Source organism: Streptomyces sp. S6 (genome assembly GCF_054880855.1).
In genome coordinates this window covers 34333-47250 of sequence record NZ_JBTYMC010000019.1, presented here as the reverse complement: position 1 = coordinate 47250, position 12918 = coordinate 34333, and the positions used below count along the sequence as shown (strand labels likewise).

Genomic DNA, 12918 nt, shown 5'->3' with positions numbered 1-12918 from the left:
GCCTCGGCTGCGACGTCGTCAGCGTGCTGGCCGGCGGCGGGGACGCCGGTCCCGGCCCCCACCCCCTCGTGCGGCGGCACCACCCCGACGACCTGCGCCTGATGGTCGCCGAGGCGCACCGCCTCGGGCTGAAGACCGCCGCGCACGTGCAGGGCGCCGACACCCCCGCCGACACCCCCGCAGGGATCGCCGGCCTGGGATTCGACTCCCTGGAGGACGTCTCCTTTCTCGCCCGCCACGGCTCCGGGGTCCGCCGGAGGGCGCTCGACGAGATCGCGAGCCGAGGCACGTACGTCACCGTTCCGGCCGGCCTCCTCCCGGGACACAGGTCGTTCGCGCCCGAAGAAGCGGCACGCCGTGAGGCGCTGGGGGAGGTGGTCGCCGGCCTCGTCGCCTCCGGTGCCCGGATCGTCCCCGGCTCGGACTCCGGGGTGAGCGCCGCGAAGGCGCACGGCGTGTACCCGTACACGCTGATGGACCTCGTCCGCCTGGGCATGCCCAACCTGGACGTGCTGCACGCGGCGACCCGGGTGGCCGCCGAGGCGGTCGGCTGGGGCATGACCAAGGGGGCGCTGAGGGCGGGGGCGGACGCGGACATCGTTGTCCTCGGCAGCTCCCCGCTCTACGACATCGGGGCGGTCACCGACGTCCTCGCCGTCTACCGGTCGGGTGAACGGGTCCGCTGACGTCCGCTTCTTGACCCCCGCCCGGCGACTCCCCGATGCTGTGTTGCGTTACTTGAGATACGTGCCGCAATGGGCAACATCGATTTCGGGAGTGACCATGGCTCACCAGGTCCGTGCTGTCGTCGCGCGAGGAAAGGGCGCCCCCGTCTCCCTGGAGACGATCGTCGTGCCCGACCCCGGCCCCGGGGAGGCGCTGGTCAAGGTCGAGGCGTGCGGGGTCTGCCACACCGACCTGCACTACAAGCAGGGCGGCATCAACGACGAGTTCCCGTTCCTCCTCGGGCACGAGGCGGCCGGGGTCGTGGAGTCGGTGGGGGAGGGGGTGACCGAGGTCGCTCCCGGGGACTTCGTGATCCTCAACTGGCGTGCGGTGTGCGGGAACTGCCGGGCGTGTCTGCGCGGGCGCCCGTGGTACTGCTTCGACACTCACAACGCCGAGCAGCGCATGACCCTCCTCGACGGCACCGAACTCGCCCCCGCCCTCGGCATCGGCGCGTTCGCGGAGAAGACCCTCGTCGCCGCCGGCCAGTGCACCAAGGTCGACCGGTCCGCCTCTCCGGCCGTCGCCGGGCTCCTCGGCTGCGGGGTGATGGCCGGGATCGGCGCCGCCATCAACACCGGGAACGTCGGCCGGGGTGACACGGTCGCCGTCATCGGCTGCGGCGGCGTCGGCGCGGCGGCCGTCGTCGGGGCGAGCCTCGCGGGCGCCGCGAAGGTCATCGCCGTCGACATCGACGGGAACAAGCTGGAGACGGCGGCGAAACTGGGCGCCACCCACACCGTCAACTCCAAGGAGACGGACGCCGTCGAGGCGATCCGGGAGCTGACCGGCGGGTTCGGGGCGGACGTCGTGATCGAGGCGGTCGGCCGGCCGGAGACGTACAAGCAGGCTTTCTACGCACGGGACTTGGCGGGGACGGTCGTCCTCGTCGGGGTGCCCACGCCCGAGATGAAGCTCGAACTCCCGCTGCTGGACGTGTTCGGGCGGGGCGGCTCCCTCAAGTCGTCCTGGTACGGGGACTGCCTGCCCTCCCGGGACTTCCCGATGCTCATCGACCTGCACCTCCAAGGGCGCCTGCCGCTCGACGCGTTCGTCACCGAGACGATCCGACTCGACCAGGTGGAGCAGGCGTTCGAGCGGATGCACCAGGGCGACGTCCTGAGGTCCGTGGTCGTGCTCTGACTGACGGTCCGTCATATCGCTTTACCGGAGCGCCCGTTCTGCCTGGTCACGCAGGTGGGGCGGGCGCTTCGGGCTGCCTCGGAACATGCCCGGGACGGGGTGGCTTTGGACTCCTTGACAACGGTTCTGGGCGGCTCCAAACTGGCGTTGCGCTTACCGCAATCCGTTTCGCTATACGCACCGAGGTGTCATGATGATTCCCGCGTGCCGTCTCGCGGACCTGCCGCGAGGCGAGGCATACCGGCTCGACATCGACCCGCCCGTCTCGGTGTTCCACACCGACGACGGCGAGCTCTTCGCCATCGACGACACCTGCACCCACCAGGACGCGTCGCTCGCGGACGGCTGGCTGGAGGGCTGCGAGGTGGAATGCCCGCTGCACGCCTCGAAGTTCGACCTCAGGACCGGCGCGGTGGACTCCCCGCCCGCCCGGCTCCCGGTCCGCACCCACGAGGTGGTCGTCGAGGACGGCGTGATCCAGGTGAAGGTGTCCACCGACGCCCCCAACCTCCCGCCCTGCGTGGCGTCCCGGCTCGCCGGGGGGCCCGCGTGAGAACGGTCGCCGTGGTCGGCGCCTCCCTCGCCGGCCTCTCGGCCGCCCGCGCCCTGCGCGCCCAGGGCCACACCGGCCGCCTGATCGTCGTGGGCGACGAACCCCACCGCCCCTACGACCGGCCCCCGCTCTCCAAGGAGTTCCTCGCCGGCACCCTCCGCGAGACGGACCTCGCCCTGGAGACGGACGGCGAGGAACTCGGCGCCGAGTGGCTGCTCGGCGTCCGCGCCGCCGGCCTCGATCTCACCGGCAACACCCGCGAGGTCCTCCTCGCCGACGGCCGCCGGATCACCGCCGACGGCGTCGTCATCGCCACCGGCGCCGCCGCCCGCACCCTCCCCGGCGCCGAGGGCCTGGCCGGCGTCCACACCCTGCGCACCCTGGACGACGCCCGCGCCCTGCGCGCCGAACTCGCCCTGGGCGGACGGCTCGTGGTGATCGGCGGCGGCTTCGTCGGCGCCGAGGTCGCCGCCACCGCACACGCCCTCGGCCTCGACACGACCGTGATCGAAGCCGCCCCCACCCCGCTCGCCGGCCCTCTCGGCGCCGAGATGGGCACCGTCGTCTCCGGACTCCACACCGACCACGGCGTACGGCTCCTGTGCGGCATCGGCGTGCAGGGCCTCAGCGGCGAACGGCGCGTGGACGCCGTCCTGCTGGAGGACGGGCGGAGCATCCCCGCCGACCTCGTCGTCGTCGGCGTCGGAGCCCGGCCCTGCGTGGAGTGGCTCACCGGCTCCGGCGTCCCCCTCGACAACGGCGTCAAGTGCGGCGCCGACGGCCGGACCGGCGTGGCCGGTGTCGTCGCCGTCGGGGACTGCGCCAACTGGTACGACCCCCGCACCGGCGGCCACCGCCGCGTCGAGCACTGGACCGGCGCCCTGGAACGCCCGGCCGCCGCCGTCGGCGCTCTCCTCGGAGCCTCCCCGAGTGCCCCGAGGCCGCCGTATTTCTGGTCCGACCAGTACGGCGTGCGCATCCAGTTCACCGGGCACGCGGCGGGCGCCGACAGCGTCACCGTCGAGGCCGGCACCGAGGGCGACCGGGACATCCTGGCCGTCTACCGGCGCGGGGAGACACCCGTCGCCGTCCTCGGCATGAACCAGCCCCGGCTGTTCACCCGCTGGCGCAAGCAGCTCGCCGCCGCCTGAACGACCCTCCCCCCGACGCAACCCGAGGAGTGCCCCGTGACCTCGACCGGCCTGCCGGACAGCCTGATCGCCACCCTCCCCGGCTCCTCCTACACCGATCCCGGGATCTTCGCCCAGGAGCAGGAGCGCATTTTCGAGACCATGTGGTTCTGCGTCGCGCGCGCCGCCGACCTGCCGAAACCGGGTGCGTTCCGCACGGTCGACGTGGGCCGCGAGTCGATCCTCGTCACCCGCGCCCGCGACAGCTCGATCCGCGCGTACTTCAACGTCTGCCGGCACCGGGGCGCCAAGCTGTGCACCGAGGAGAGCGGCGAGGTCAAGCGCGCCTTCCAATGCCCGTACCACGCCTGGACGTACGGCCTCGACGGCAAGCTCGTCGCCGCCCCCAACCTCACCAAGATGCCCGACGTCGGCCGCACCGAGTACGGCCTGGTGGGCGTGCACGTGCGCGAGTGGCTCGGCTACGTCTGGGTCTGCCTCGCCGAGAACCCGCCCTCCTTCGAGGACGACGTGATGGGCGCCGTCGTCGAACGCCTCGGGGACGTCGAGTCCATCGAGCACTACGACATGCCGAACCTCTCGCTCGGCAGACGGATCGTGTACGACGTGAAGGCGAACTGGAAGCTCATCGTCGAGAACTTCATGGAGTGCTACCACTGCGCGACGATCCACCCCGAACTCACGGAAGTCCTCCCCGAGTTCGCCGACGGCTACGCCGCCCAGTACTACGTCGGCCACGGCGCCGAGTTCGGCGACGACGTCCAGGGGTTCACCGTGGACGGCTCCGAGGGGCTCGACCGGATACCGGGCGTCGCCGAGGCGCAGGACCGGCGCTACTACGCGATCACCGTCAAACCCCAGGTGTTCGTCAACCTGGTCCCCGACCACGTGATCTTCCACCGGATGTACCCGGTCGCCGCCGACCGCACGATCGTCGAGTGCGACTGGCTGTATCTGCCGCACGTCGTCGAGTCCGGCAAGGACGTCAGCCGGTCCGTGGAGCTCTTCCACCGCGTCAACCAGCAGGACTTCGACGCGTGTGAGCGCACCCAGCCCGGCATGCACTCCCGGATGTACGCCAAGGGGGGTGTACTGGTGCCGAGCGAGCACCACATCGGGGCCTTCCACGCGTGGGTGCTGGAGCGGCTGGGAGCGAGGTGAACCAGGCTCAGCCCAGGTGCCCCATGCGGTGGCTGATCTTCTCCGCGCCCTTCAGCAGCACCGGAGCGAGGCCGTGCAGGCGGTCCTCGGTGAAGCGGTAGGCGGGTCCTGAGGCGCTGATCGCGGCGATGACGTCGCCGTCCCGGCCGCGGATCGGGGCGGCCACCGCGTGCAGGCCCAGCTCCAACTCCTCCAGGGTGTAGGCGTATCCGCGCTCCAGGGACTCGGCGAGGTTTTTCTCCAGCTTCGTCTTCGCCGTGATCGTGCGCGGGGTGAGCTTGCGCAGCCCGGCCTCGGCGAGCAGGGCCGCGCGCTCCGTCGCCGGGAGGTGCGCGAGGAGGACCTTGCCGCTGGACGTCGCGTGCAACGGCGTGAGCTGGCCGACCCAGTTGTGCACGGCGACGGTGCCGGGGCCGCGCACCTGGTACAGGTTGATCGCGTAATGCTCCTGGAGCACCGCGATGTTGACGGTCTCGCCGATCTCCTCCGCGAGCCGCTCGCAGATCGGCCGGGCCTGCTGCGTGATGTCGATCCGGCCGGTGACCGCGCCCGCGAGCCGTACGATCCCGAACCCCAGCCGGTACTTCCCCCGCTCCCCGGCCTGCTCGACGAGCCCACGCGCCTCCAGCGCGCCGAGCAGCCGGAACGCGGTCGACTTGTGAACCTCGATCTCCGCCGCCACCTCGCTGACCCCCGCTTCGCCGCGCTGGGCGAGGATCTCCATGACGCTGATCGCACGATCGACCGACTGGACCCCGCCGGCCTGGGAAGTGGACGTCTCGGTATCAGGGGTGTAGTTGCTCACAGTGAAACTATACGCGTGGTACGGTACAGACTTTTTACCCCCGGTAACGTGACCAGGTTCTTTGCGATGATGCGGCCATGAGCTTCCCCACCCAGGCCAGTGTGACCACGCCCGTGCTGGAGATCGGCTACGAGACGGCCGGCGAACCGGACGCGGACGGCGTCCCGGTGATCCTCCTGCACGGCTTCCCCTACGACGTGCGCGCCTACGACGAGGTGGCGGACGAGCTCGCGGCGAGCGGCCGGTACGTCCTCGCCCCCTACCTGCGCGGCTACGGCCCGACGAGGTTCCGCGACGCCGGGACCCCGCGCTCCGGGCAGCAGGCGGCGCTCGGCCAGGACCTGCTGGACTTCATGGACGCGATGGGCATCCACCGGGCCGTCGTTGCCGGCTACGACTGGGGCGGCCGGGCCGCGTGCGTCGCCGCGGCCCGGTGGCCGGAACGCGTCACGGGCCTGGTCACCTGCGGCGGTTACGCGATCCAGGACATCGCGGGGTCCGCCGAACCCGCGCCCGTCGATACCGAAGTGAAGTACTGGTACCAGTACTACTTCCACTCCGAACGCGGCCGGCGCGGCCTGACCCGCAACCGCGACGACCTGTGCGCCCGGCTCTGGCGCGACTGGTCGCCCGCCTGGACCGCAGCCGCCACCGCCTACCCCGCCACCGCCCCCAGCCTGCACAACCCGGACTTCGTCGACGTGGTGATCCACTCCTACCGCCACCGTCACGGCCTGGCCGAGGGCGACCCGCGCCACCAGGAGCTGGAGACCGCTCTCGCCGGGCTGCCGGCGATCTCCGTCCCCACGGTCGTGCTCGTCAGCGAGGCCGACGGCGTGACCGGCCCGGCCGGCCTCGACCACGGCCCGCACTTCACCGGCCCCTGCGAGATCCGCTCGCTGCCGGGCATCGGCCACAACGTGCCGCAGGAGGCGCCGGCCGCCTTCGCCGACGCCGTGCTGAGCCTGCCCGCGAAGTGACCGCGGGCAGGCCCACGGTCAGTGCAGCGCCGCCGGCGGTGCCGTGCGGGGGGTCGGAGTGCCGTCGTCGGACGGGGTCGGCTCCTCGCGGCGGAAGGGGAGGAACAGGGAGGCGACGAGGGTGATCACCAGGGCGCCGGTGGCCACCCAGTACGTGGACCGGAAGGCGTGCGCCAGATCGGAGGTCGCGGTGGACTGGAGCGTGTCGCCGAGGCGCTGCGCGACCCGGGCCGCCCAGTCCGGGGGAGTGGTCCCCGCGCTCTTCGCCTCGCCCACGGCCCGCACGGCCTTGAGCGCCTCCGAGGCGTTCTGACGGTCTGTCAGGACGACCGACATGACGGCCACGCCGACCGAACCGGCCACCTGCTGGACGACGTTGAAGAGGGTCGACCCCCGCGCGACCTGGTGCACCTGGAGCGTCTTCAGCGCGGACGTGAACGTCGGCATCATCGAGCCGCCCATGCCGAGCCCCATGATGAACAGGAACAGGATGATCCGCCAGTACGGCGTGTCCGGGTCGGTGCTCAGCGAGAGCCCCCCGATGCCGACGAGGATCGCGACCATGCCGACGGGCACGATCCGCCCGACGGGAATCTTGTCGGCGAGCGTCCCGGCGATCGGCATCGTCAGCATCGCGCCGACCCCCTGCGGAGCCACCAGCAACCCGGCGTGCAGGACGTCCTCGCCGCGCACCTGCTGGAAGTAGGTCGGCACGAGCAGCATCGCGCCGAAGAACGACCCGGCGAACAGGAACATGACGATCGTCGACACGGTCAGGTTGCGGTCCTGGAACAACCGCAGGTCCAGCAGCGGGTGTTCGGGCCGGAACGCCCACCCCACGAACCCCGCGATCAGGGCCAGGCCCAGCAGGCCGGGCACCAGCACCTTCGTGGCGGCGGCGGTGCCCTCGCCCGGGATGGACGAGACGCCGTACAGGAACAGCGCGAGCCCCGGTGACATGAGGAGCATGCCGACGACATCGAACGTCTCGCTGGGCTCGGGCGCGTCCTTCGGGAGCACGAGCACGGCGTAGACGAGCGCGACGACTCCGAGGGGCAGGTTGATCAGGAAGATCCAGTGCCAGGAGACGGCGTCGATGAGCCAGCCGCCGAGGATGGGCCCGCAGATCGGGCCCAGCAGCATCGGCACGCCCAGGATCGCCATCAGCCGGCCCATCCGCTTGGGCCCGGCCGTCTTCGTCATGATGGTCATGCCGAGCGGGACGAGCATGCCGCCGCCCAGCCCTTGCAGGACCCGGAAACCGATCAGCGCCTCGATGTTCCAGGCGAACGCGCACAGCACCGAGCCCAGGGTGAACAGCACCAGCGCGGTGAGGTAGAGGCGCTTCGTGCCGAACCGGTCCGCCGCCCAGCCCGTGACGGGGATGACGGCGGCCAGCGCCAGCGTGTACGCGGTGATGGTCCAGGCGACCGTCGAATACGCGTCGACGTCGAACGCGGTGAGGAACGTCGGGAGGGCGACGTTCACGACCGTCGTGTCCAGGATGGCCATGATCATGGCGAGTACGACGGCCCCGGCCACCTTGAGGATGTCCCCGGTGATTTTGTCGTCGTCCTCGGGGGTGTCCCCGCTGCTTAAGCTCATGCACGTCACGCTAGGGCCAACGCCCGCCGAATCACCACACTTTCGGCCACGCGATTGCGGCATCCGCCCGCAACACGGCCGTAGCAAAGTCGTTCCAAGTTGCGCTTACCGCAACCTGGTGCGTATAGCGCGCCCAGCACTAGCATTCCCGGCGTACCAATGGCGCGAGGGAGACGAGGCACCATGGCAACACCCCACTACGACTTCGTCATCGTCGGCGGCGGCTCGGCAGGCAGCGCACTGGCGAACCGCCTCTCCGCGAACCCGGCGAACCGGGTCCTGGTCCTGGAGGCGGGGCGCCGCGACCACCCCTGGGACGTCTTCATCCACATGCCCGCCGCGCTGACCTACCCGATCGGCAGCCGGTTCTACGACTGGAAGTACGAGTCCGAGCCCGAGCCCCACATGGGCGGGCGGCGCGTCTACCACGCGCGCGGCAAGGTCCTCGGCGGCTCCTCCAGCATCAACGGCATGATCTTCCAGCGCGGCAACCCCCTCGACTACGAGCGCTGGGCCGCCGACCCCGGCATGGAGACCTGGGACTACGCGCACTGCCTGCCCTACTTCCGGCGTATGGAGAACTGCCTCGCCGCCGACCCCGACGACCCCTTCCGGGGCCACGACGGCCCCCTCGTCCTCGAACGCGGCCCGGCGGACAACCCGTTGTTCACCGCGTTCCAGAAGGCCACCGAGGAAGCCGGGTACGCGCCCACCGACGACGTCAACGGCTACCGGCAGGAAGGGTTCGCCAAGTTCGACCGCAACGTCCACCGCGGACGGCGCCTCTCTGCCTCCAAGGCGTACCTCAAGCCTGTCCGTAAACGCCCCAACCTCACCGTGAAGACACGGGCGTTCGTCACCCGGGTCCTCTTCGAGGGCAAACGCGCCGTCGGCGTCCAGTACCAGCACGGAGGCGGCGCCCTGCGGAGCGTCCGCGCCACCGAGGTCGTCCTGTGCGGCGGCGCCATCAACTCCCCCCAGCTCCTCCAGCTCTCGGGTGTCGGGAACGCGGAGGAACTGCGGGCCCTCGGCATCGACGTCGTACACGATCTGCCCGGCGTCGGCGAGAACCTCCAGGACCACCTTGAGGTGTATGTCCAGTACGCCTGCAAGCAACCCGTCTCCATGCAGCCGTACATGGCGAAGTGGCGTGCCCCCTTCATCGGCCTCCAGTGGCTCTTCCGCAAGGGGCCCGCCGCCACCAACCACTTCGAGGCCGGCGGGTTCGCCCGCAGCAACGACGACGTCGACTACCCCAACCTGATGTTCCACTTCCTCCCCATCGCCGTCCGCTACGACGGCTCCTCCCCGGCCGGCGGCCACGGCTACCAGGTCCACGTCGGCCCCATGTACTCCGACGCGATCGGCTCGGTGAAACTCAAAAGCCGGGACCCCCGCGAACACCCCGCCCTCCGCTTCAACTACCTCTCCACGGAGCAGGACCGCCGCGAATGGGTCGAGGCGATCCGCGTGGCCCGCAACCTCCTGAGCCAGCCCGCACTGGCCCCCTACAACGACGGCGAGATATCCCCGGGCCCCACCGTCGCCTCCGACGAGGAGATCCTCGCGTGGGTCGCCAAGGAGGGCGAGACGGCCCTCCATCCCTCCTGTACCTGCAAGATGGGCACGGACGAGATGTCGGTGGTCGATCCAACGACGATGCGGGTGCACGGAGTTGAGGGGCTGAGGGTGGTGGACGCCTCGGTGATGCCGTACGTCACCAACGGCAACATCTACGCGCCGGTGATGATGATCGCGGAGAAGGCGGCGGATTTGATCCTGGGCAAGACCCCGCTGCCGCCCTCGGAGGCGGCGTACTACCGGCACCGGGATGCCCAGAAGCAGACGGGCTGATCTGTATACGACGACAGTGGGCGGAGCCGTTTCCCCGGCTCCGCCCACTTGTTCAGCTGCCGTCCCGTCGACCTGGCGTCATCGCGGCCAGTGTGCTGCGCGCTTCGCGCCGCAGCGCGTGGCTGCGGGAGAACGTCGCGGTGAGTGCGAGCAGGGAGACCGTGCATCCGTAGAACACGGCAGCGACGCTGGAGAGCAGCCCGACCAACACCGGGCACGCACCTTTCTTCCCCCGTCCGGCCCGGTTGTCAGATCACGCGGGCGCTGATGCATCTACCTCAACGATACGCGCCCCTCAGGGGCGCGGGGCTGTATTTGATGTGCCGCACCCGGCACCTCACCGAAACACCACCGTACGGTTCCCATCCACCATCACCCGGCTCTCGCTGTGCCACTTCACCGCATGCGCCAGCACCTGCGCCTCCACATCCCGCCCCACCGTCACCAGATCCCCCGGCGCCAGCGAATGGTCCACCCGGATCACGTCCTGCTCGATGATCTGCCCCTCGTCCAGATCGGAGGTGACGTAATGCGCGGTCGCCCCCACCAGCTTGACCCCCCGGGTATGCGCTTGGTCATAGGGTCGAGCCCCCTTGAAGCTGGGGAGGAAGGAGTGATGGATGTTGATCGCGCGGCCTTCCAGCTGTTTGCAGAGATCGTCGGAGAGGACCTGCATGTAACGGGCGAGTACCACGAGATCGACGTCGAGATCACGGATCAGCTCCAGGAGCCGCGCCTCCGCGTCGGGCTTCGTGTCCTTCGTGACCGGGATGTGGTGGAAGGGGATGCCGTAACTCTCGGCGAGCCCCTCGAAGTCGCGGTGGTTGGAGACGATCGCGGGGACGTCGATGTTCAGCGCCCCCGAACGCCCCCGGAAGAGAAGGTCGTTGAGGCAGTGCCCGAACTTGGAGACCATGATCAGGGTGCGGGTCGGCGTCGAGGCGTCCCGCAGCGTCCAGGTGATGTCGTACGCCTGCGCGACGGGCCCGAACCGCAGCCGCAGTTGCTCGGGGTCGCTCGTGGGATCCGAGACGTCGAAGTGGACACGCATGAAGAACCGGCCCTTGAGCCGGTCGTCGAACTGCTGACTCTCCAGGATGTTCCCGGAGTTGCGGACGAGGAACCCGCTCACGGCGTGGACCAGTCCGGCGCTGTCGGGGCACGAGAGGGTGAGGACGAACTCACGGCCGGATTGCGGACGAGGTGACATACAGCGGCCTCCGTTGATGCGTATCACACAACGCGGTGAGCGATACGCAACATGGTCGGCGCGGGGTCGGAGGAGGTCAAGTGCGCTGGTCCAACTGCCCCGTTGGCGAAATCGTCACCGGCGAACCCCTTGACGACACCCCGGCAGTTCGTCACTGTGTTCCACCACAAGCAATCAGATGCACTATGCGCAACGAATCTCGATACGGGGCATTTCCTTCCGGAAGGGCACGGCGCGTGGCAGACCTGTACGTGGACGGTGAGTGGCGGGATTCGGCCGCCGGAGGCCGCCGTGAGATCCGATGTCCCGCCGACGGCGAGCTTGTGGCGACCGTCGCGGAGGCGACCCGCGCCGACACGGAAGCCGCGATCGCCGCCGCCCGCCGCGCCTTCGACACCGGCCCCTGGCCCCGCACCCCCGAACGCGACCGAGGCGCCTTCCTGTCGCGCACCGCCGACCTGATCGAGCGGGACGCCAAGGAATTCGCCCGCGCCGAGTCCCTCGACACCGGCAAGCGGCTCGTCGAGAGCGAGTACGACATCGCCGACGTCGTCTCCTGCCTGCGCTACTACGCCGGCCTGGCCGGCACGAGCGCGGGCCGCGTCATCGACACCGGACGCGACGACGCGATCAGCCGCGTCGAGTACGCCCCCGTCGGCGTCTGCGGACTGATCACCCCGTGGAACTACCCGCTGCTCCAAGCGAGTTGGAAGGTCGCCCCGGCGCTCGTCGCGGGCAACACGTTCGTCCTGAAGCCCAGCGAACTCACCCCCTCCACCGCGATCCTCCTCATGCGCGCCCTCGAAGAGGCCGGCCTCCCGGCGGGCGTCGCCAACCTCGTCCTCGGCGCCGGAGCCGAGGCGGGCGCCCCCCTCGCCGACCACCCCGACGTCGACCTCGTCTCCTTCACCGGCGGCCTGGAGACCGGCAAGCGCGTGATGGCGAGCGCCGCCGCGACCGTCAAGAAGACGGCCCTCGAACTCGGCGGCAAGAACCCCAACGTGGTGTTCGCCGACGCCGACTTCGAGACGGCCGTCGACTTCGCGCTCACCGCCGTCTTCCTCCACTCCGGCCAGGTCTGCTCGGCCGGCGCCCGCCTGATCGTCGAGGACTCCCTGCACGACCGGTTCGTCGACGAGGTCGTCCGCAGGGCTCAACTCATCAGGCTGGGCGGCCCGTTCGACGTCGAGGCCGAGACCGGCGCGCTGATCTCCGCTCAGCACCTCGCGAAGGTTGAGGCGTACGTCGCGGCGGGGATCGCCGAGGGCGCCGTCCTGCGCTGCGGGGGCGAACGCCCCACGGACCCCGCCCTGTTGGGTGGCTTCTACTATCCGCCGACCGTCCTGGACGCCTGCACGCAGGACATGCGCGTCGTGCACGAGGAGTCCTTCGGACCCGTCCTGACCGTCGAGCGCTTCACCGGCGAGGACGACGCCGTACGCATCGCGAACGACACGGAGTTCGGGCTCGCGGGAGCCGTGTGGACCGAGGACGCGGGGAAGGCCCAGCGGGTCGCCCGGCGGCTGCGCCACGGCACCGTGTGGATCAACGACTACCACCCCTATGTGCCGCAAGCGGAATGGGGTGGCTTCGGGCGCTCGGGAGTGGGCCGGGAGTTGGGACCGACCGGCCTCGACGAATACCGGGAGCCCAAACACATCTGGCAGAACATCCGACCCCGGCCCCAGCGCTGGTTCAGCGGCTGACCGGCCGGGACACCTGAAAAGAGG

The 12918-nt window shown here is 70.3% G+C and carries 12 protein-coding genes; 8 read left to right on the top strand and 4 right to left on the bottom strand.

The window, feature by feature from the left end; genetic code table 11:
• The 5 genes from ACVNF4_RS04870 to ACVNF4_RS04850 all read left to right on the top strand — a co-directional run.
• A partial coding sequence (locus tag ACVNF4_RS04870; RefSeq protein ID WP_461801397.1) for an amidohydrolase family protein occupies positions 1–686 on the top strand: 686 nt, incomplete at its 5' end.
• Between the two features lie 97 nt (positions 687–783).
• Complete coding sequence (locus ACVNF4_RS04865) at positions 784–1869, top strand: S-(hydroxymethyl)mycothiol dehydrogenase (protein ID WP_461801396.1); 1086 nt, start codon at positions 784–786, stop codon at positions 1867–1869.
• Between the two features lie 190 nt (positions 1870–2059).
• Positions 2060–2422 (top strand): bifunctional 3-phenylpropionate/cinnamic acid dioxygenase ferredoxin subunit, encoded by a 363-nt coding sequence (locus ACVNF4_RS04860; protein WP_461801395.1) that lies wholly within the window; start codon positions 2060–2062, stop codon positions 2420–2422.
• A complete protein-coding gene (locus tag ACVNF4_RS04855) occupies positions 2419–3573 on the top strand; it encodes an NAD(P)/FAD-dependent oxidoreductase (protein ID WP_461801394.1) in 1155 nt (384 codons plus the stop codon). The genes ACVNF4_RS04860 and ACVNF4_RS04855 overlap by 4 nt, the downstream gene beginning before the upstream one ends.
• A 36-nt stretch (positions 3574–3609) precedes the next feature.
• On the top strand, positions 3610–4734 hold the full coding sequence (locus tag ACVNF4_RS04850) for an aromatic ring-hydroxylating oxygenase subunit alpha (RefSeq protein ID WP_461801393.1): 1125 nt from the start codon (positions 3610–3612) through the stop codon (positions 4732–4734).
• Between the two features lie 7 nt (positions 4735–4741).
• On the opposite strand, the gene ACVNF4_RS04845 is transcribed toward ACVNF4_RS04850, so the two are convergent.
• Positions 4742–5539, bottom strand: a complete 798-nt coding sequence (locus ACVNF4_RS04845; RefSeq protein WP_461801392.1) for an IclR family transcriptional regulator — start codon at positions 5537–5539, stop codon at positions 4742–4744.
• Between the two features lie 77 nt (positions 5540–5616).
• Here ACVNF4_RS04845 and ACVNF4_RS04840 point away from each other — a divergent pair, with 77 nt between their 5' ends.
• A complete protein-coding gene (locus ACVNF4_RS04840; RefSeq protein WP_461801391.1) occupies positions 5617–6519 on the top strand; it encodes an alpha/beta fold hydrolase in 903 nt (300 codons plus the stop codon).
• A gap of 18 nt (positions 6520–6537) precedes the next feature.
• On the opposite strand, the gene ACVNF4_RS04835 is transcribed toward ACVNF4_RS04840, so the two are convergent.
• Complete coding sequence (locus ACVNF4_RS04835; RefSeq protein WP_461801390.1) at positions 6538–8124, bottom strand: DHA2 family efflux MFS transporter permease subunit; 1587 nt, start codon at positions 8122–8124, stop codon at positions 6538–6540.
• Positions 8125–8307: 183 nt separating this feature from the next.
• Between ACVNF4_RS04835 and betA the strand changes: the two genes are divergently transcribed.
• Complete coding sequence (gene betA / locus ACVNF4_RS04830; RefSeq protein ID WP_461801389.1) at positions 8308–9978, top strand: choline dehydrogenase; 1671 nt, start codon at positions 8308–8310, stop codon at positions 9976–9978.
• A 52-nt stretch (positions 9979–10030) separates the two neighbouring features.
• Here betA and ACVNF4_RS04825 read toward each other — a convergent pair whose 3' ends face one another.
• Positions 10031–10189, bottom strand: a complete 159-nt coding sequence (locus ACVNF4_RS04825) for a hypothetical protein (protein ID WP_461801388.1) — start codon at positions 10187–10189, stop codon at positions 10031–10033.
• A gap of 126 nt (positions 10190–10315) precedes the next feature.
• Positions 10316–11188 (bottom strand): formyltetrahydrofolate deformylase, encoded by an 873-nt coding sequence (gene purU / locus ACVNF4_RS04820; RefSeq protein WP_461801387.1) that lies wholly within the window; start codon positions 11186–11188, stop codon positions 10316–10318.
• A gap of 236 nt (positions 11189–11424) precedes the next feature.
• Here purU and ACVNF4_RS04815 point away from each other — a divergent pair, with 236 nt between their 5' ends.
• Positions 11425–12894: an aldehyde dehydrogenase family protein gene (locus ACVNF4_RS04815; protein ID WP_461801386.1), complete on the top strand. Its 1470-nt coding sequence runs from the start codon at positions 11425–11427 to the stop codon at positions 12892–12894.
• Positions 12895–12918: the final 24 nt, after the last annotated feature.